Genomic DNA, 20,465 nt, shown 5'->3' with positions numbered 1-20,465 from the left:
AATTAGTTGTGTTCAAGTTGCTTCCATTGATCCAGTAAATCCAGTGTACGCTGGCGATACTTCTGACCATCTTCGGGTTGATTGACCTGATGTTCATGAACGTAAGCATTGAAATACGATGACAGTATTCGGTACGCAAGCCTGCGTGCCTGTCCTTCAGCAGATGGATCGAGTGCACGATGATATCCTTCATGAAAAGCCATCGATTCTGTTGACAATATGGCTTCAAACTCTCTGTCGGCAAACATGGAACGATCTCCGTCGATGATGGCCGCAATATTTAGCTCACCGTTTTCCACATGAACAAGTACGTTGGCTTCCCACAGGTCATTATGAACGAGTACCGGACGGGTCACCTGATCGAATAAGTCTTTATTTTTGATGAAGATAGCTGTGATTTCTTCCCCGACACCTGGCATATACTCGGCTAATGCTGCTTTAAGTGCGGTTTCTTCTGCAAAAGAGTGCAGCACCTCGGACCATTGATCCGAGCCTTTAATCGTCCCATCCCCCTGCGGCCATCCAAACGATGCACCCTCGATCTGATGCATGGTGGCGGTATAGGCGCCAAGCTGATGGTACAATCGCTCTTTATCTGTCTCCGAAATCGATATATGGTCCAGCTGTTTACTAGGGATAAACTCCATAAACATGTAGGTTCTCGGAATAATTGATCCACTGTCATCGCAGGTAATCATGTTTGGTGCAGGGATGCCTGCCTTGCGGTAATATTCATACACGTTCGGTTCAGCCGCCATCATCGTGCGTTCGAACGAAAAAAGCGGATCACTCGCAGAACCGGCCGCCATCTCTCCCCGCTCTGGAGCCAGACGTAAAATTACATCCGTAACTGATGCGTTTTCAAGCTGAATTCGATAGGTTGTATTAAAAAGTCCACCTTGCAGAAGACCAAACTTTTTCACTTTGGTATCGCTTCCAAAATTAATCTCTACAAGATGATGTAGCACCTCTGATGATATCGTGCAGTGCAAACCGGAATTTGTTGTACTCATTTCATTCAATCTCCTATCATCGTAGACAAACAGACGGCACCTTGCGGCACCGTCCTTTCTTCTACTATATCATTTTACAGTTGGATTGTAAGCGAGGTTGCGCCTGTTGCTGCCGTAACGACAACACCATTTGCACCAGACACTTGGGAACCACCTTCAACACTCGAGACACTCTCAATGCCGCGAAGCACGATGTTCCATGGTTTGCCTGCGCCTTCAGCACGAACTTCCAGCACTGATCCATTACGTGTAACGTTTACAGTCAGCTCCTGTTCAGCAGCTTGGTTCACAACGACAGCTTGAGCCGTTTGACCGTCAGCCAGTTCGAACAAGTGCAGGGACACATCATTGGCAAAGTCATAATCCGGTTTGCTATCTACAGCACCGACAGCGATCAGGCTGTTTGGCTTAACCATCATTGGCAGTGTTTTGAAGTCATGGTTTTCACTGATCCAGCGTCCACCTTGTACTTTCGCTCCTGTCAGATAGTTCGTCCAAGTTCCTTCAGGCAGGTAGTAACGCACATCGCCTTCCTTGTTGAAGATTGGAGCCACCAGAATCGAATCACCGAACATGTATTGCGTATCCAGGCTGTATGTTGTTGGGTCCTCTGGGAAGTCCAGTAGCATAGCGCGCATCATCGGAATACCTTTTACGGTCGACTCCACCGCAGAATTATACAGGTACGGCATCAGGCTGATTTTGAGTTTCGTAAAGTCACGGACAACATCCACGGATTCCTCGTCAAACAGCCAAGGCACACGATACGACGTACTTCCGTGCAGGCGGCTGTGAGAAGATAACAATCCGAATTGTACCCAACGTTTGTATACGTCAGGGCTCGCTGTGCTTTCAAAACCACTGATATCATGGCTCCAGAATCCGAAACCGGAAAGTCCGAGCGAGAGGCCGCCTCGAAGTGATTCAGCCATGGATTCATACGTCGAAGAACAGTCTCCGCCCCAGTGAACCGGGAACTGTTGACCACCTGCTGTTGCAGAACGTGCAAACAGGGCAGCTTCGTTTTTGCCAATTTTCTCTTCGAGCAATTCAAATACAGCTTTGTTATAGAGCTGTGTATAATAGTTGTGCATTTTAACCGGATCAGAGCCATCGAAGTACACGACATCTGTCGGAATTCTTTCGCCGAAGTCTGTCTTGAAGGAATCTACACCTTGATCAAGCAGAACTTCCAACTTACTCTTATACCAATTCACAGCATCCGGATTCGTGAAGTCAACCAGAGCCATACCTGCTTGCCACATATCCCATTGCCATACGCTGCCATCCGCTGTTTTCACCAGATAACCGTTCTCCATACCTTCATCGAACAAGTAGGATTTTTCTGCAATATATGGATTGATCCAAGCACAGATTTTAAGACCCTTTTCTTTCAGACGTGCAAGCATGCCTTCCGGATCCGGGAACATCGCTTCATCCCATACAAAATCAGACCATTGGTATTCCTTCATCCAGAAGCAGTCAAAATGGAATACAGACAGCGGAAGATCACGTTCAGCCATACCATCTACGAAATGGTTAACCGTTGCTTCATCATAATCCGTTGTGAATGATGTTGTCAGCCACAGACCAAATGTCCATGCTGGTGGAAGCGCTGGTTTACCTGTCAATTTCGTATAATTATCAAGTACATCCTTTGGATTGTCGCCACCGATAATGAAGTATTCCAACGTCTCGCCTTCTACGCTGAACTGCACTTTAGATACATTCTCAGATGCAATCTCATACGATACGCGTTCAGGATGGTTTACAAATACACCATATCCTTTATTGGACAAATAGAACGGAATGTTCTTATAGGACTGCTCACTGCTTGTACCGCCGTCCTCATTCCAGGTATCTACGATTTGGCCATTCTTAACAAACGGCGTGAAGCGCTCACCAAGTCCGTAAACGTATTCACCAATACCAAGATCCAGCTGTTCGCGGAAGTACGCTTCCTTGCTCGGACCTGTAATATAACCAGCCGCTCTTTGACCGCTACCTGTAATGCGCTTTCCTTCATACAGGAAGCTGACGTCCCAACCGTTTGTTTTGTCGATTTGAACTTCCAGGTTGCCGCTTTTCAAAACAGCACCTTGTTCATTTTTCGAGATGTCAACGTTTGCATCTTGCGTGTTAAGCTCAAATACAGGCCCTTTTTTCACTCCGCCCTTATGGTGATTCAAGGTTACACGAATAACGTTAGGCATAGGTGAGCTGTATGTTGCTTTAAGCAATGTACCGTTCAACGTGTCGCCTTTGGTGCGAATATATTTAGTTGCCGCATATACGGTCAAAGAATTATCTTTTTGCACAATATCACGAATGTCAGTCGGGTTTTGAATTTGGTACCCTTCACGAGTCATCCAGAATCCATCAGTAAATTTCATGTTTTCTTTCCCCCTTCGGTTATACTATAATAATATTGATATTAATAATGAATTTCTTCTCTTATTTTGACCAAATATATCACGATTTTGATAATATCCATCCGATTCTTGAACATCAACACCAAACTTTGGAAACGATTACATTAATAATGCGGTAAAAGGAGGCGTTGATATGGAACGTGAACGATTACGGGAAGACCGAATTCACGGCAATGCCATGTATCCAGTCAGTGTGTACCCGGATATCCAGCAACTCAATGGAGACAGCATTCTCGATTGCCATTGGCATGATGAGATGGAGTTCACCATGGTAACCGAAGGCTGTGCCGTCTTTCAGATTGATATGAACACCGTTGAGGTTCAAGCTGGAGAAGCCATTTTCATCAATCGAGGTGAAATTCATGCGGGCTATCTGAAGGGCGATGTACCCTGTGTATTCTCTTCCATAGTGTTTAATCCGGAGCTGCTCGGCAGTCGCACCTTCGATACGGTCCAAGAGAAATTTATCGGTCCACTGGTACGCAAAACGGTGATTCCCCCTTTTCATATCAAGGCAGATAAGGATTGGGGACAAGAAATTCTCGATCACCTGAAACGCATATTTGCGGACCATGCTGCTGGAACAGAAACGTGTGAAATGTCAACGAAAGCTTACCTGTATCTTGTATTTGCCCGAATGTTCGAACATATGAGACCTGCTCCGCTCAAAGGCACTGTGGCTACAGGGAGTCATGACAAGGTAGAGCGGCTGAAATCCGTGCTCGGCTATATCCACAAGCGTTATCCCGAACCATTGAAGCTGAAAGAGCTGGCCGATGAGGCCAATATGAGTGAAGGACACTTCTGCCGTTTCTTCAAACAGATGGTGCAGAAAACCCCTGTAGATTACATTAACTATTACCGTGTTCAACAGGCCTGCGTTCAGCTGGAGAATACAGATCACAAAATTGTCGATATCGCCATGGATGTGGGTTTTGAGCATCTAAGTTACTTCATCACTACGTTTAAAAAACATAAAGCCACAACACCTTCACAGTATCGCAAAATGTTCTATGAGAACGTAGCCATGGAGTCTGCCCTGGTTCAGGTTTAGAAGAAGAAGATAAAGAAGGTGCTCACAGCTCATCAGCTGCAAGCACCTTCTTTATTTTCTTTATCAACTTTCCTGCGAACGAGTGAGCTAACGCTCTGATCTGGGCCACATTGGCTCAGTTAGAACTCGTCTCATTGGCTGCTATCAGAGATACACTTTGAAGTTTAACAGTTTCTCACTTTTTCAACGTCTTCCATGAAGTGTATTCATGTACGGAGAACCCATTAAAGGACGCATGTGCTGAAGCCATTTTTTCGACCAACTTCAATTGTGCTTCCATATAAGCAGATCCCTCTTCATAAAAAGTAATGAAGTCACCTTCCTTACTTTGCTTCGTTTCCACAGCTATGGAGATCGTCTTGCCCAGCAGAGCCGCTTCCGCAAGCTCATCCTTCGCTACACTATAGATTGCAGCAGCTGTATCGCGGTAAGCCATGATGGTGATGGAGTCAAATTTGCGGATCATCCAGCTGCTAACAGCCATCGTTGAACCCGGAATTTTGTAGTTATCCAGCCAGAAAGGCAGATCAGCGGCTACCGGCATCTTCATCCGTGATGCTCGCCCTACAATGTATTCCACATTGCCTTGCCACTGCGTAATCACACTAGCCTGATTGATTTTCCATTGCGGATGCACATGTGGCTCAATATCCAGATGAATACCAGCAAATTTCTCATTAGACAGAGCCTCTGCTTGATATGCCTCGATCCAGTCTAAGAAAGAAGCAATCTGTTCCCGACTTTCCGTCAGCCCCCAGGCTGATCTTCCATCCATTACGTCAACCGCAATATTCTTGGCTCTCGCCTGACGGATAAAACTTTTATAATCAGGAATTTTCACATCCCGGTTCATCTGCAGATAGATCGTATTAATCTTGTTCGTTGTCGCAAAATTCAGCACCTCTTGAGGATTGCTTCGAATCTGGGTCGTGTCCCACACCCACGTCGCTCTTACCGGCACATCAAGGTTTCCATGAATCGTTTCATAACTATCCACAGAACCAATGGCAACGGCTTTCGAAGTATAGGCTGTACTCGCACACAGGATCAAACAACTGAGTAATAAGATAAAACGGTAACCCCTTTTGCTTTTCATATTTGTACACTCCCTCTGAAGTTATCAGCTCTGACGTGCAAATCCGGATGAAATTGTGTCGTTTCATATTCATTTTATGGAGACTTATTTAAGTACGACGAATTTGGATTGCTTCTATATGCAATATCATCTCTAAGACTTACGACGAAAGCATCATATAACTATATTTCGGGAATTCGTAGTTCTGTATGTATAGTTCTAAAGTCACAATTATTCGCTATTTTCTAAATTCACCCTACTTTCTTCATGACTTCAGTCATTATTGCCATATGTGCACCAAGCTCCAGAAGACCTAGAAAGCGTTTTCTCCAGAAATGCACAAAAAAAACCGCCCTAAGGCGGCTTTGCATGTATTTTAACTTAATGATGCTCTTGCTCTAATAGACATTTCCGTTCATTCATTACCTGATGGAGTTACCGGTGTACCGTCCACCACTTCATCGAAAAGGGACACCAGTTCAATGCCTTCTGCAGAGATCCGCACAAGCCCCTTGTCAGACAAACGCAATTCTGGAATCACAACCAGCGCCAACAAGGAAAGTGTCATGAATGCATTATTCAACGTACATCCTGCGGACTGTAAGGCTTCACTGACTGCGGCTGATTGGGCTGCAACCACTTCGAAAGACTCGGTTGACATCAAACCTGCAATCCGCAGCGGGAATTCAGTTACACCTGTAGCTGTTACCACGGCTACCCCACCTTGCATGCGAATGACACGATTACCGGCTTCGGCCATCAAAGCATCATCATTACCGATAATTAACAGGTTGTGACTGTCATGAGCAACCGTCATCGCAATCGCCGCAGGCGATGTGAAGCCAATGCCTCCAACCAGCGCAACCGCGCGATTACCGGTTTGTTTGTGACGTTCCAATACCGCGATTTTGCATACTTCCCCTGAAGTTGAAACCACAACCTTGCCGTTATGCACTGTAACAGGCAGGTGTTTCTCCTTCGTATCCACATGGTTCTCTGTCACATGAATGATTTTGGCACCAATCGTACCCTCTGTGATGGGTGTAGCCAGCTCCAGATCCTCTGGCTGAATATTAGCTTCCAACTTCACCGTGTTCAGTGCTTCCTCAGGATACGTGAAGCTGTCCCAGACCGCCGTCATTTTCCCATTCTCGGCCACAACTTGCCCGGCAGCAATCGTCATCCCCACACGTACTTCCGCCAGACGGCCGTCCAGCAGAATAATATCAGCTATATTGCCCGGAATAACCGCACCGATGTCGCGCGCAACCCCGAAGCGCTCAGCCGTGTTAATGGTAGCCATTTGGAAAGCCGTGACCGGCTTCACGCCTTGGGAGATCGCCAGACGAACAACAAAGTCCATATGTCCTTCTTTGAGCAGCGATTCGGAGCTTCGGTCATCAGTCACCAGCATCATCCGACGTGTATCCAGTCCAAGCTCGGTACAGGCTTTGATCGTCTCGGCCACATCATGCCATGCCGAACCTTGGCGCATCTTTGCGTACATCCCGAGTCGCAGACGTTCGACAACATCTTCCTTGGTCACACATTCATGATCCCCTGTTACGCCACTAGCTGCGTAAGCTGGCAGACGCCAGTCATCTGCAGCCCAGGTAAAGTGACCGTCTGCCACTTTGCCTGCCCGCAGAGTCGCCTGTATCTCACCGATCATTGTCTCGTCCCCATAGACGACCCCTGGGAAGTTCATCACTTCCCCAAGGCCAATCATGTCCGGACCCCAGGAAAGAGCCTCAGCCACCTCTTCAGGCCCTATATAGGCACCCGTTGTCTCCAGTCCCGGATGGGTGGAAGGCACACAAGAAGCCACCTGCATATAAGCAGCCATCGGTGTGGTTCGTGCTTCGTCCAGCATCAGTCTCAGACCTTTGAGACCGAGCACGTTGGAGATCTCATGTGGGTCGAAAAAACCTCCGGTCGTGCCTGAAGGCAATACTGCTCTCGCAAACTCGGTTACTTTCATTTGTGTACTTTCAATATGGCAGTGCCCATCCAGCAAACCAGGAGCGATATACTTGCCGTTTGCTTCGATAATTCGGGTATGTTCTCCAATGGTGTGACTTACATCTTTGCCAACATAAGCGATTCGAGCTCCCTGTACAGCTATGGACATCTCAGGCAAAATCTCACCCGATATCACGTTCACCAGCGTACCTCCCCGAATGACCAAAGTCGCTGGCAAATCTCCCCGGGCTGTAGCGACCAGATCCGATACACAATCGGCCATAAGCGGCCGTTCAAAAGATGATTTATTCATATGGTTGCCTCCTTTAATAAACGATCCAAAAAAAATATATTGTTACGATTATATGAGTCTGGACCTCATGTGTAAAGAAAAATCACATCCATTGTGCCGCAATACAAATTATGAAGTCATATTTATCCACGGAACCAATCCTTACGAATTCACGTCAAGTTTTTTGTTCAATCCGATCAACTATACCTGGCTGGAACCTCATCTCGTATGCTTCCTCGCTAAGCTAGCTTCTTCCCAATCTATGTACCATATACAGAAAGACTCCCGTTCCAGTGAACGGAAGCCTTCTTCATGCATATGAACGTGCTATGTCAGTCCACTTGCGCAGCAGACACTTTGCCAAGATCATACCATTCTTCAGACTGTGCGGTAATGAACGGACTTGGTGTGCCCACGCAGTAAACGTGCAGCAGATGCATTGCTCGCGTACAGGCCGTGTAGAACAACTTGCGTTCATGCTCCTGGGCATACTGCTCTGCAGAGCCGTCATAGATCAGGACAGCATCGAACTCCACACCTTTAGCCAAATACGCCGGGATGACATGAACACCCTGCTCAAAAGCCAGCGTCGTTTTCTTGATTAACTTCGGTGCTGTGGGCAGTGCCTTGCTCAATGCAGCATGTACATCTCTGCTCTCTTCGGCGGTCTTGCAGATAACTGCAACTGATTCGTACCCTTCCTCAATCAAATGCTTCAGGTCTGTCGTGATGACATTCATATGACGCTCCCAATCAGAAGAAACGATAACTTTAGGCTTCTCGCCGCTACGGTTAAATGGAATAATCTCTTCCCCGCCAGGTACCATACCACGGGTAAACTCCACGATCTCCCGTGTAGATCGATAACTCCTGGTCAGCTCAATCACTTCCGTATTGTCTGGTCCGTACAGATTAGTCAAGGGGCCTGTTCCACTAAGCACGGAAGAATGGGCGTAGATTGCCTGATTGAAGTCACCGAGTGCTGTTATTTTCGCCCGTGGGAACAATCTCTTCATAAAGGCCAGCTGAAACGCAGAATAATCCTGTGCCTCATCAATAATGACATGACGAATGTTGGAGTTAATATGGAATCCAAGCATAAGCTCACGCAGGTACAAGTACGGCGTAATATCCTCATAGGCCAACTCCTGAAGCTTCAATCTGCGTAAAGTCATTTTACAGATTTCTTCCCATTGGGCAGGCAAGGCTTCATCCCCCAGCAAACGGACCATCTGAGCCTCATCATTGAACAGATGCGCATATAACTGTCGTACATCAACGAATCGCAATGACTTGATCCATTTGCGCAGCGGTTTAAGTCGGTCACTGACCACCATACGTGCCAGAATTTCTCTTTCCTGCTCGAAGTCATTAAATGTATGGGTCTTTCCTTTTTGCTTGCGCTTCAACCGTTGATATGCACGTTGCAGATCCTCCGGCTCCATAAGATCAAGCTGCTGATCAACCCAAGGCGCATCCAATTCACCTTTACCAAAGGCAGACAGTTCTTTCAGCATCCAGTCCCGTAACATCTCCAGTCGACTCACCAGCTTCACGGACGACTCGAAACTATAGAATTTCTCAGCCATAGCCTCTGACGTGACAATCGCTCGGCCCTGGAAGCGAACCGGCTTGAATTTCATGCCACCTGACAACATGCTTTCCTTATAACGTGTAATGACTTTCAGGAAAGTTTCGGACGACTTGAAGCGAATGCTGGACATGCGAACTTCATAATCGGGTTCTTCCGTGCCCGTAAGTACATATTCGAGCTGAATAAACGGATCTTCCAGTTGATATTCACGACCCAAACGGCGCTCCAGATACTCCTGGAAGGTCGTTTGCAACATGTTTTCCTCCCCAAGCTCAGGCAGTACCGTGGAGACATAACTATTGAACATTGGATTCGGCGAAAAAAGAACCATCTGATCCGCTTGCAGATGCTCGCGATATTTATAGAGAAGATAGGCGACACGCTGGAGCGCTGCGGATGTTTTGCCACTGCCGGCTGCGCCTTGCACAATGAGCATGCGTGTTCGGTCATTGCGGATAATCCGGTTCTGCTCCTTCTGAATGGTCGCTACAATACTCTTCATCTGTGCATCCGAAGTTCGACTGAGCACGGCCTGCAACAACTCATCGCCAATCGTAACCCCCGTGTCGAACATAAAGCGGATCCGTCCGTCCCGAATGACGAACTGCCGCTTCATCTCGATATCACCGCTAATCTCCCCACTGGGCGTATGATACGTGATCGGGCCCGGTGCCCCGTCATAATACAGGTTGGAGATTGGCGCACGCCAGTCGTAGACCAGAAAGGATTCTTCTTTTTCATCCAGCAACGATGCAATGCCCAGATAAATACGTTCTGCATTTGGATATCCATCTTCTTTAAAATCAATCCGGCCAAAATACGGTGAATGATGCAGTCGTTTCATTTTGTCCAACGCAGCCGCTGTATTCAGATGGCTACGCTCCCGATCGGACAATACCTGTGACTGTTGCCGCATGCTGGTTGAAGTTTCACCAACATCGTCTGCTTCGCTAAAGTTCATTGTGACTTCGTCCCAGAAGTCTTTTCTCATGCCAACCACTTCGTCCCGGAAGGAACCTACTTCTTCTTCTAACGTCGTGATCTTGCGCTCAATCTGATCGGTCACCGTGTTGACCCGTTGTTGTTCCTCACTCCACTGCTGCTCTGTACTCATATGTTAATAGCCCCTCTTTCCCCGGATTGTGTCCTCAAAATCCCATTTGACAAGCCCGAAAAGGCAATGGTATAATTATTAGAAAGTAAACATTTTAATTTTATGTTAATTAGTTCTAATTTTCTGAAAACCATTTTTTATTCTACCAGTGACAACGTCCCGATGCAAGCGGAGGCGTTTTTTGTTGTTTTCTTCTTCATTATTACCCAATCACCGGGTCCTCAACTGACTTAGCAACTCATGTTTACTTTCGTAATTCTTCAATTGTCTCTTTCCAGCGGGTAATCGCTCCAAGTTCATCTTTTAATTGAAAGGTTATTCCTGAAGTGATCTCCGCATAGGGTGCGTGATCTACACGTACATGAAGCACTTTGGCTTCAAAACGATCTCTAGGATGCATAGCCCCCTTCATCTCAGGCAGCAGTTCCACTTCTATACGGATATGCAGCAATCGATGTCCTTGAACCGCAATCAAGGTAGCCTTGCCTGTTTTGCTCATGTTCATACTGGTTTGTGTACCTTGCCACAGAGCCAGTCTAAGTCGATGCGGACTTATCGCAATGACTTCGCCCATACTGATCATTGCCTGATGCGGCCACTGATCCTCAGCTACGGTCAGCAATTGCATGGCTTCATGCTGCTTATGCTCGAGATTTGTGCCACTCAACCATTCTATTAGTTCAGCGTCCAATTCCTCTATAATCATGTGTCTATCCCTCAATTCGTTAAAATTCATTCATGCCATTCAGCCGTATGTATGACAAAACAACCCGGACACGTTTGTCCGGGCTATGTTGTAGTTCCATTGTATATGATCGCGAAGCCGATGTGCAATTCGCACTTAGAGGTTGTTCAAAAAGTCTAATTTTGATTACGAATCATGCCTAACGGCATCATCAGCATCGAATATGAAATTCAGCCGAATAAGCAGACGCTTACGAAGTATGTTTGCTTCGGAAACATTGTAGTTGCTCACGTAGTTTTCCTACGCTCCGCTACTCCATTTCTATCTTCATTCCATCTTCTTGGTACTGAAAACCAGACTTTTTGAACTTGAATTTAAGGCCACTTAAGCCAATTCAAAATTTTGTCCTGTGATTCTTTATCTTCACTGGAGCTGTGCACATGTTCGGCAAGTCGATTCAGACGTTCCAACTGATACCCATAATCATAGATCGCAGCCGCCACGATGGATAATCGTAACATCCCGTCCTTGTCGATATCAAACTCGGTAATCGCCTGCTCCATGAAACGATCATTGTCCAATACAAACTGTGCGGCCTCTTCGCCGTTCGGTTTCAGCTTATCCTCGAACTTGAGCAGTGCATGCTCATGGAATTTGATAACCAGTTCCAGATGGGAGTCAAAAAACAGATCCATGGCTGGTGTCCGTGGTGCCTGGAAATAGTGACGTTCTACCGAATCCAGCACCTCATATCCTTTTTGCAGACTCAGCAGCATCTGTTTGTAGACCACCATCTGCCGGGTTTCGCTGAATTTCGAACGCTTCATCTTCTTCTGTTCCTCTTCGAACAAGTTATACTTGTCGGATAGAGACTTAATGGAACCGCCCAGGTTGTTTTTCTCCTCCCGGAATACAACTTCCTTAATCTCATCCGAAATCGAGGTTCGCAGAAGCAACGACATGCCGCTGAAAACACTCTGGATCTGCTTCACGAACTGAACCTTTGGTTTCGGAGGAAATACCGTAATGTTGATGAGAAACGCCGATACAATACCAACCAGTGTTAGCAGAAAACGATTGAGTGCAAAGTGCCAGTCACCTGAGGCTTCCATAATGGAGACAACAGTGACTAATGTCAGTCCAACCGTCTCGCCCATATTCAATTTAAGACATATCATGATAACAAGTACAATTATTAATCCAACAGCGATTGGCTCATTGGACAACACCATACCTCCCACCAGGGCCACAATAGCTCCGAGTGTGGTCGTTTGCAGCTGATCCAGGAAGTATTTCCAGGAACGATAGATGGAAGGCTGCATGGCGAATATAGCCGCGATTGCGGCAGGCACGGGAGATTGCGGGTTCAAGAACAGGCTGCTAAGGTACAAGGCAAGCGTGACCGCGATCCCCGTCTTAAGTACACGTGCACCAAACGACATGGTGGTGACCCCTCCTCTTTACCGAACCTGAAATTTTACATTTGATAATCATGTTCATTATTACCCCATATTTCTTTTTTTGCCTGAATTCATTCAGGAGAACGATTTATTGTACCATGGAAGACCTTCCGTTGCCATGTCATAAGTCGTAAACCTTGTCTTAATTCATTTCATCACTCACTAAAAATAGATGATTAATTCATTTATGTATGTTAATACACATTATTAACCCAAAATGATGAACCTAAAAAGAAGCAAATCTTCAAAATGGATTTTCGCCACTTCAAAGATTCGCCTCTGTTACTTATTCAACCTCTGTGGATCGTCATGCTTATCATGCCTGTCTAACGGTCCGTGCCCTCCCATTCCCTTTTGAACTGGTCCACGAATTGCACCATATAATGATGACGCTGCTCCGCCATTTCCTTGCCATAGGAGGTATTCATCAGATCTTTGAGCTTGAACAACTTCTCGTAAAAGTGATTTATCGTTGTGCTGCGCCCATTGCGATATTCCTCACGGGTCATGTGCTCCCGTGGGGGAAGGAATGGATCATACATCTCGCGCCCCCTCGCTCCTGAGAAGGCAAAGGTGCGCGCGATTCCAATCGCACCCAGCGCATCCAGACGATCCGCATCCTGTACTACTTGTGCTTCGAGCGAACTGACCGCAGGACGCTGGCCTCCCGCATACGAGATGGTACTAATAATACCCACAACCGCTGCGCGTGTATCCGAATCAAGCGGCTGGGTATCCAGCCAGGCATTCAGTTTCGCCATCCCGGCTTCCAAGCTCTCATTCAGCTTCTCATCCGGTACATCATGTAATAATGCGGCCAGTTCGCAGACAAATGGATCTGCACCCATACGGTGAGCGAGTTCGACCGCAAGTGCAGTTACCCGTTCAATATGCTGCCAGTCATGACCATCCGTATGCTTGGACGAGTCCCCTTGGACAAAAGATCGGGCAGCGCGCAGTACAGCCTCTCCTGCGGTTGTTCCATCTACATTGTCCAGCTGTTCTTGTCCTTTTACGCTCTGGTTGGATGGTTGAAGAGGGTTCTCTGACATCTTACGATTCCCCACCTTCACGAGCCTGCTCACGTGGAATACGCCGCGCTACACCCGTCTTAACAGCTGCTTCAATGACGCGATTACGCATTGATTTGACTACTTTATCATTGAACACACTCGGAATAATGTAATAACGTGTGCGCTCTTCATCCGTAATGGCCGAGGCAATCGCTTGAGCGGCTGCCAGCTTCATTTCTTCATTAATCTCGGTAGCCCGGCAATCCAGAACTGCCCTGAAGATGCCAGGGAAACATAACACGTTGTTGATTTGGTTTGGATAATCCGATCGACCTGTCGCCATAACAGCCACGATGTCCTCCACCAAAGCAGGCATAATCTCAGGTACCGGATTGGCCATCGCAAACACGATTGGATCTTCGGCCATAGTCTGTACATCTTCACGAGTTAACAGATTGCCGCGTGATAAACCAATAAACACGTCCGCTCCACGAATGACATCACGCAGCGAACCAGTTTCCAATTCCGGGTTGGTGCGAGCCGCATAGTCACTCCAGACTTCATTCTCATAGGTTTGTGTCCGTACAATCGCACCTTCACGATCGACGCCAATAAGTCGGCTTGCTCCCGCAGACAGCAAAATATTACTGCATGCTACACCTGCTGCACCAATACCGCAGACCACGATCTTCACATCCGTGATGGACTTGCCTACCAGTTTGAGTGCATTGATCAGACCGGCATATAACACAACCGCCGTGCCGTGCTGGTCATCATGAAATACCGGAATGTCCAATTCCTCGTTCAGACGACGTTCAATCTCAAAACAACGCGGTGACGAAATATCCTCCAGATTAATACCGCCAAAACCAGGTGATATCGCTTTCACAGTACGAATGATTTCCTCGGTATCCTGTGTATCCAGACAGATTGGGAAGGCATCCACACCTGCAAACTGTTTGAACAACATGGCCTTACCTTCCATGACGGGCATCGCTGCACGGGGACCAATGTTGCCCAGTCCAAGTACCGCACTGCCATCGGATACCACGGCTACCGTGTTCCGCTTGATCGTCAGCGAGAAAGCTTTCCCCGGCTCTTCCACAATGGCCGAACATACCCGAGCCACATCCGGGGTATACACACGTGACAGGTCTTCCCGATTCTGAATCGGGGTCTTCGGTGTCACTTCGATCTTGCCGCCCAAATGCAGCAGGAACGTTCGATCTGATACGTTAATGATGGATATACCTTTGAGCTGGCGTACGCCTTCTATAATTTTGCTGTTATCCTGTGCATCTGTTACCGCGACGGTCAAGTCGCGCACACTGACATCCTGATTGGTCGAAATGACGTCAATGGCAATGATGTCTCCACCAGCTTCCGAGATGGCCGAAGCCACTTCGCCAAACTTGATATCTTTAGTTGTCATTTCCAGCCGAATAATAATGCTGTTGCCGTCCAGATTTCTCTGATTCATTTCAATTCCTCCCAGACTGAAAGTCTTGAGTTACAAGTTACCTGTTTGTCTTCGCTGCGCGGACACGTTTATCCTTTATCTTGTCCAGAAAAAGTGGTTCAACAGCCAAAAACATAAAATAAAAAAGACACCCCAAACACCGATAACAGGTGTTCAGGGCAATCTCTTCTTATACTACTATCGTTTATTCAATAATAAATGGAATGTATATTATTTCCGGGCAGCCGGTCTGCGCAGGACACGAATGTCGTATGGTTGCAAGCTGAGACTGGCTTCCACAGCATCACCACTGAGCAGATCCGTATAGGACTGTCCATCTAATTCAACCAGTTTCTCATCTGGTGTATAGTTCTGTACAAACACATAATCAGCCGTACCATCTGTACGCGTATGTGCCGTTGTACCAGCAGGCAACTCGGTTTCAAGTCCACGCTCAATGTTCAGGTCAGCAATGAGTTGCGCATAGAAATCATCATAGAATGGCGCTTTCAGACGCGTCGCCACGTAATACGCTTTTCCTGAACCCAACTGGTTAACCGTCAATGCCGGACGTCCGGCATAGAAGTCAGAACGGTACGTAGCCAATGACTTTGCGCCTTCCAGATGAATCAGATCACACAGTTCAATTGCATCATACGCTGTAGTGAGTTGAAGCTCGTTACCCTGCTCAGGAATAATTCCGTTCAGATCACGATCATGCAGTCCGTCAATTTCTTCAGACCAGATGCCAAGCGTCTTGCGCAGTGGGCCTGGGAATCCACCCAGGAAGCACAGATCATTTTCATCAACAATACCGGACCAGTAGGTCGCTACAAACGTACCACCTTGCTCCACAAACTTCTCAATGCGTTCGCCGACACCTTCACGCACCAGATAGAGCATTGGCGCAATCAGCAACTTATACTTGGACAGATCTGCATCCATATCAATAACGTCTACAGCGACTCCCTTTTTCCAAAACGCTTCATAATGCTCTTCCACGGTCTGCTCATACTTCACACCGATATTACGCGGACCCTGGGAATCATTAACGGCCCAGCGGTTTTCCCAATCAAAAATGATTGCAACTTCTGCCGGAACCGCTGTTCCTACAATAGCTTCCATGCCTTCAAGAGCCGTTCCTACGTCGGTGACATCTTGGAACACTCGAGTGTGTGCCGTTCCTACGTGGTCTACCACCGCACCATGAAGTTTCTCACTGGACCCCCGGCTTTTTCTCCACTGGAAGTACTGAACACTATCGGAACCGTGTGCCACAGCCTGAAGAGAAGAGAGCAGATGCATGCCAGGTTTTTTCAACTTGCTAACCTCTTGCCAGTTGGTTGAACTTGGGGTACTTTCCATCAGCAAGAACGGTTGTCCACCTTTGATGGAACGAACGATGTCATGCATCATTGCGATCCGGGAGGCCTGTTTTGCATCGTCATCTGCGTCATGCCATGTTGGATAGCTGTCCCAAGACAGGAAATCCAGAATATCGGCGAACTTCCAATAGTTCAGACCACCGTAAAATTCCATCAGGTTCGTTGTAACTGGCAGATCCGGATTCTGAGCTTTCAATGGTTTCGTTTCGTGCACAATAAAATCAGCTGTCTGATCGGTAACGAAGCGACGCCAATCCAGATTCATCGCGTGTACCTGTGTCTCACCATGTGGAGCCGGAGATTCCACTTGACTCCAGTCTGTAACCGTGTGACTCCAGAATGTGGTCCACCACGAATGATTCAGTTCATCCAGTGTCTTATACTTTTTCTGAACCCAGCCACGGAATGCTTCCTGACAGTAATCACAATGACAGTCTCCGCCGAATTCGTTCGAGATATGCCAGCCGATTATAGCCGGATGATCCGAATAACGTTCTGCTAGTTTTGTATTGATCGCAGTGACTTTCTCACGGTATACCGGTGAAGTATAACAATGGTTGTGACGGAAACCATGTAGGTTGCGGACCCGTTTCTCGGAGACACGAAGTACTTCCGGGTACTTGGCGGACATCCAGGCAGGTCTCGCTCCACTTGGTGTAGCCAGGAATGCATAGATACCATTGGCTGCAAAACGATCCAACACCTGATCCAGCCATTCAAACGTATATACGCCTTCTTCCGGCTCAAGGGATACCCAAGAGAAGATACCAATGGACATCACGTTACACTTGGCAAGCTTCATCAAGCGAATATCTTCTTCCAGAACTTCAGGATAGCGGAGCCATTGCTCCGGGTTATAGTCTGCGCCATGCAACATGTGCGGGGCTTTGGAACTTACAGGTGGAAATTTGTATGTCATAAGGACAACTCCCTTGCTTTTGAATTACAATTTTTATTGAATACAACGATATTACACGTATGTCTCTGCATCTGATTCTTCTACAGCAGCGAGCGCTGTAAACGATTCCAACTTACGACCTTTAAAATCAAACATCGTGAGGTTACCCCAGTTATTCGGATGTCCTACGGACCATTCTTCCTTACTAGGTATCCAGGCAGGTTCCCAATAATAGAATCCATGACCCAAACCACCAGGAACTTCGCGAATGATCTGCAACAGATCCTTCAGATATTTGGTCTGACCTTCCACACTTGCAGGGTACCCTGGCAACAACAAGTCTTCCTGATTCAAAATCCATTCGATGCCTTCCGGCTGTTCAAGCGTCCACGGATAAGCGGTTTCAACGACATTGACAGGTTTACCATAACGCTCAGCCAGATCATGCAGATTGTCACGTAGCGCGTCGAGTGTACCATGCCACCAAGGATAATAAGAGAGTCCAATGATATCGAACTCCACACCCAGTTCTTCAAAGCGATCGTAGAACTTGCGGCTCTCGGCGTTATCTCCACCACGATCAATATGTATCATAATCTGGATATCGGCGTCAACGGATTTGACCGCAGCAATTCCGTACTTCACAAGGCCTGCAAAACGCTCCCACTGTTCATCCGTATCGTGCTCTTCTCCACCGACACGTCCCTCATTCCATAACATGCCTGGTGTAATCTCGTTGCCGACCTGCACCATGTCTGGAAGAGCATCATGTTCCTTCAACGTTCTCAGGACATCAGCGGTATACGTGCATACCGCACGTTGAAGCTCCTCATAGGAGAGATGTTCCCATGCCCTTGGTTTCCACTGATTAGCGGGATCGGCCCACCGATCGGAATAATGGAAATCCAGCAAAAACTGCAAGCCCTGTTCCTTAATCCGTTTGGCTACTGCCACCGTCCGCTCCAGATTGCAGAACCCACCTACAGGATCATTCCAGATCCGCAGCCGTATGGCGTTAGCGTCATTGAGCTTCAGGATGGACAGCAAGTCTTGTTCCTTGCCGTCCACATCACTGTAGGTCCCACCATGTTGTTCAATCTCGTCCATAAAAGATACATCCATTCCCAGAACGAATGTCTTTTCATCCAAGTTGCTCACTGTATCAGCCTCCATTTAATTTGTGATACAGGCTCAGCCTTTAACTGAGCCCAACGTCATACCTTTAACAAAGAAACGTTGCAGGAACGGATACACAATCAAGATTGGTGCACTTCCGATGAAGATCTGTGCCGCTCTTACCGTCGTTTGAGAGAGAGACTCCATCTCTTTTGGATTCATGCTCATGCTGCTCATGTCACGTCCGATAATGACCGTTTGCATAAATGTAGCAAGTGGATAATCCTTGGCATTATTCATATAGAGCAATCCATCAAACCATGAGTTCCAGTGAAACACCATGCTGAACAATGCAATGGTTGCAATCGACGGCAAGGAAATCGGAAGGAAGATACTGAACAATGTTCTGAAATGGTTGGCTCCATCCATCAGCGCTGCTTCCTCCAGCTCTTTCGGAATACCGCGGAAGAAGTTCAGCATCAGGATGACAAGGAATGTGTTAACTGCCCCTGGGAGTACCAGTACCCAGAAGGAATCCATCAGCCCGATTTTCTGGATAACCATATAGAATGGAACAAGTCCTCCATTGAAAATCATGCTGAATACGAAAATCCAGGAGTAGATTGTTCTGCCTTTGAACTCACTATTTTCTTTGGACAACGGATACGCCGCCAGGAACGTAATCAGCAAGGTAATCGCTGTACCAATCACTGTACGTAGGAGTGAAATCCAGAGCGAGTTCAAGAAAATTGGATTGTTCATCGTCTTTTTGTAAGCTTCGAGTGAGAAACCTACAGGCCAAAGGTTGACCAGATTCGCATCGGCAGCAGCCTTCGTACTAAAGGATACTGCCAGTACATGAATCATCGGTACGATACACATGATGGCGATCAAAATCAGAAAGCAGGTATTGACTATATTAAACACGCGATAAGGCAATGATTTATGATACATCGTGGTCCCTTCTTTCTCTGTTCATTCGATTAGAATATGCGGTATCCAGCGTATTTTTTGGCTAAGCTGTAAGATACAAGAATCAAGATCATACTAATGACTGATTTGAACAATCCGATCGCTGTTGCGAAGCCCATCTCACCATTTTGCATCGCAGAACGATATACGAATGTATCAATGATGTCACCCGTTTGATATACGAGCGGGTTGTACAGGTTGAAAATCTGGTCAAATCCGGCATTCAGTACGTTACCAAGAGCCAGTGTACCTACAACCATCAGCATCGGCACGAGCGAAGGAATTGTAATGTGCAATGTCTGTTTCCAGCGTCCTGCTCCGTCAATTTCTGCTGCTTCGTACAATGCTGGATTAATTCCCGCAAGGGCAGCCAGAAAGACAATCATGTTATAGCCAAATTCCTTCCACACATCTGTTAGAATGACTGTAGATCGGAACCAACTGTTGTCTCCGAGGAAGAAATATGGTCCGAGTCCGAAAGTTCCCAGAACCCGGTTTACCAACCCTCCGGTTGACAGCAAATCTATCAAAATCCCGCCCAGAATGACCCAGGACAAGAAGTGAGGTAAATAGACAAGTGTCTGAATGGTTCGCTGTACAGCCATCTTGCGAACCTCATTCAAAAGAATAGCAAAAACAAATGGAATAAATAAGTTGAAGATCAGTTTAAGTACAGCAATAATCAATGTGTTCCAGATGACCTGTAAGCTGTCTTCACGTTCAAACAAATATCTAAAGTTGTCCAGCCCGACCCATTCAGAGCCACTAATCCCAAGCCATGGCTTGTAATTCTGGAATGCCATAATGATCCCGCCCATAGGCACATAACTGAAGATGATCAGAAAGATAATGGCTGGCAACAGCATAACGTGGAATGGCCAAGTGCGTTTCAAAGTTCTCATGATTGCTCCCCCTGTATTTCTTCCTACTCAAGTACTCCC

At 46.9% G+C, this 20,465-nt stretch carries 14 protein-coding genes; 1 reads left to right on the top strand and 13 read right to left on the bottom strand.

Going from position 1 to position 20,465, the window contains the following annotated elements:
- Positions 1-2: 2 nt before the first annotated feature.
- Together NYE45_RS10370 and yicI are read right to left on the bottom strand one after the other, a co-directional pair.
- On the bottom strand, positions 3-1,013 hold the full coding sequence (locus NYE45_RS10370) for an aminoglycoside phosphotransferase family protein (protein WP_340016590.1): 1,011 nt from the start codon (positions 1,011-1,013) through the stop codon (positions 3-5).
- Between the two features lie 74 nt (positions 1,014-1,087).
- Positions 1,088-3,406 (bottom strand): alpha-xylosidase, encoded by a 2,319-nt coding sequence (gene yicI / locus NYE45_RS10365; protein ID WP_062833717.1) that lies wholly within the window; start codon positions 3,404-3,406, stop codon positions 1,088-1,090.
- A gap of 172 nt (positions 3,407-3,578) precedes the next feature.
- Between yicI and NYE45_RS10360 the strand changes: the two genes are divergently transcribed.
- Positions 3,579-4,499, top strand: a complete 921-nt coding sequence (locus NYE45_RS10360; protein WP_340016589.1) for an AraC family transcriptional regulator — start codon at positions 3,579-3,581, stop codon at positions 4,497-4,499.
- Positions 4,500-4,674: 175 nt separating this feature from the next.
- On the opposite strand, the gene NYE45_RS10355 is transcribed toward NYE45_RS10360, so the two are convergent.
- The 11 genes from NYE45_RS10355 to NYE45_RS10305 form a co-directional block, all read right to left on the bottom strand.
- Complete coding sequence (locus NYE45_RS10355; RefSeq protein ID WP_340016588.1) at positions 4,675-5,595, bottom strand: hypothetical protein; 921 nt, start codon at positions 5,593-5,595, stop codon at positions 4,675-4,677.
- Between the two features lie 394 nt (positions 5,596-5,989).
- The gene (locus tag NYE45_RS10350; protein WP_340016587.1) at positions 5,990-7,849 is read right to left on the bottom strand and encodes an adenine deaminase C-terminal domain-containing protein; all 1,860 of its coding nucleotides are present in this window, start codon (positions 7,847-7,849) and stop codon (positions 5,990-5,992) included.
- Positions 7,850-8,160: 311 nt separating this feature from the next.
- Entirely contained in the window at positions 8,161-10,536 is a 2,376-nt protein-coding gene (helD, locus tag NYE45_RS10345) for an RNA polymerase recycling motor HelD (protein WP_340016586.1), read from the bottom strand.
- Positions 10,537-10,780: 244 nt separating this feature from the next.
- Entirely contained in the window at positions 10,781-11,242 is a 462-nt protein-coding gene (locus tag NYE45_RS10340; protein WP_340016585.1) for a pyridoxamine 5'-phosphate oxidase family protein, read from the bottom strand.
- Between the two features lie 353 nt (positions 11,243-11,595).
- Positions 11,596-12,663, bottom strand: coding sequence for an aromatic acid exporter family protein (locus tag NYE45_RS10335; RefSeq protein WP_062833711.1), 1,068 nt, complete (start codon positions 12,661-12,663; stop codon positions 11,596-11,598).
- A 344-nt stretch (positions 12,664-13,007) separates the two neighbouring features.
- Positions 13,008-13,733: an HD domain-containing protein gene (locus NYE45_RS10330; protein ID WP_340016584.1), complete on the bottom strand. Its 726-nt coding sequence runs from the start codon at positions 13,731-13,733 to the stop codon at positions 13,008-13,010.
- 1 nt (position 13,734) lies between these two features.
- Positions 13,735-15,174, bottom strand: coding sequence for an NAD-dependent malic enzyme (locus NYE45_RS10325; RefSeq protein ID WP_145146871.1), 1,440 nt, complete (start codon positions 15,172-15,174; stop codon positions 13,735-13,737).
- A gap of 210 nt (positions 15,175-15,384) precedes the next feature.
- Positions 15,385-17,457 (bottom strand): beta-galactosidase, encoded by a 2,073-nt coding sequence (locus NYE45_RS10320; RefSeq protein WP_340016582.1) that lies wholly within the window; start codon positions 17,455-17,457, stop codon positions 15,385-15,387.
- Between the two features lie 51 nt (positions 17,458-17,508).
- Entirely contained in the window at positions 17,509-18,594 is a 1,086-nt protein-coding gene (locus NYE45_RS10315; protein ID WP_340016581.1) for an arabinogalactan endo-1,4-beta-galactosidase, read from the bottom strand.
- A gap of 33 nt (positions 18,595-18,627) precedes the next feature.
- Positions 18,628-19,506, bottom strand: a complete 879-nt coding sequence (locus NYE45_RS10310) for a carbohydrate ABC transporter permease (RefSeq protein ID WP_062833707.1) — start codon at positions 19,504-19,506, stop codon at positions 18,628-18,630.
- Positions 19,507-19,535: 29 nt separating this feature from the next.
- Positions 19,536-20,426 carry an ABC transporter permease subunit gene (locus NYE45_RS10305; protein ID WP_062833706.1) on the bottom strand — a complete coding sequence of 297 codons (891 nt, stop codon included), beginning with the start codon at positions 20,424-20,426 and terminating at the stop codon, positions 19,536-19,538.
- Between the last annotated feature and the right edge of the window lie 39 nt (positions 20,427-20,465).

Origin of the sequence: Paenibacillus sp. FSL K6-1318 (assembly GCF_037976905.1) — a bacterium.
Classification (GTDB): domain Bacteria; phylum Bacillota; class Bacilli; order Paenibacillales; family Paenibacillaceae; genus Paenibacillus; species Paenibacillus amylolyticus_A.
The sequence above is the reverse complement of the archived record's forward strand: the minus strand, read 5'-3'. Positions and strand labels throughout refer to the sequence as shown.

What these genes read in the sequence shown, in the direction of transcription:
- NYE45_RS10370 (WP_340016590.1), bottom strand. Translation starts at nt 1,013, where the DNA reads ATGAGTACAACAAATTCCGGTTTGCACTGCACGATATCATCAGAGGTG.
- yicI (WP_062833717.1), bottom strand. Translation starts at nt 3,406, where the DNA reads ATGAAATTTACTGATGGATTCTGGATGACTCGTGAAGGGTACCAAATT.
- NYE45_RS10360 (WP_340016589.1), top strand. Translation starts at nt 3,579, where the DNA reads ATGGAACGTGAACGATTACGGGAAGACCGAATTCACGGCAATGCCATG.
- NYE45_RS10355 (WP_340016588.1), bottom strand. Translation starts at nt 5,595, where the DNA reads ATGAAAAGCAAAAGGGGTTACCGTTTTATCTTATTACTCAGTTGTTTG.
- NYE45_RS10350 (WP_340016587.1), bottom strand. Translation starts at nt 7,849, where the DNA reads ATGAATAAATCATCTTTTGAACGGCCGCTTATGGCCGATTGTGTATCG.
- helD (WP_340016586.1), bottom strand. Translation starts at nt 10,536, where the DNA reads ATGAGTACAGAGCAGCAGTGGAGTGAGGAACAACAACGGGTCAACACG.
- NYE45_RS10340 (WP_340016585.1), bottom strand. Translation starts at nt 11,242, where the DNA reads ATGATTATAGAGGAATTGGACGCTGAACTAATAGAATGGTTGAGTGGC.
- NYE45_RS10335 (WP_062833711.1), bottom strand. Translation starts at nt 12,663, where the DNA reads ATGTCGTTTGGTGCACGTGTACTTAAGACGGGGATCGCGGTCACGCTT.
- NYE45_RS10330 (WP_340016584.1), bottom strand. Translation starts at nt 13,733, where the DNA reads ATGTCAGAGAACCCTCTTCAACCATCCAACCAGAGCGTAAAAGGACAA.
- NYE45_RS10325 (WP_145146871.1), bottom strand. Translation starts at nt 15,174, where the DNA reads ATGAATCAGAGAAATCTGGACGGCAACAGCATTATTATTCGGCTGGAA.
- NYE45_RS10320 (WP_340016582.1), bottom strand. Translation starts at nt 17,457, where the DNA reads ATGACATACAAATTTCCACCTGTAAGTTCCAAAGCCCCGCACATGTTG.
- NYE45_RS10310 (WP_062833707.1), bottom strand. Translation starts at nt 19,506, where the DNA reads ATGTATCATAAATCATTGCCTTATCGCGTGTTTAATATAGTCAATACC.
- NYE45_RS10305 (WP_062833706.1), bottom strand. Translation starts at nt 20,426, where the DNA reads ATGAGAACTTTGAAACGCACTTGGCCATTCCACGTTATGCTGTTGCCA.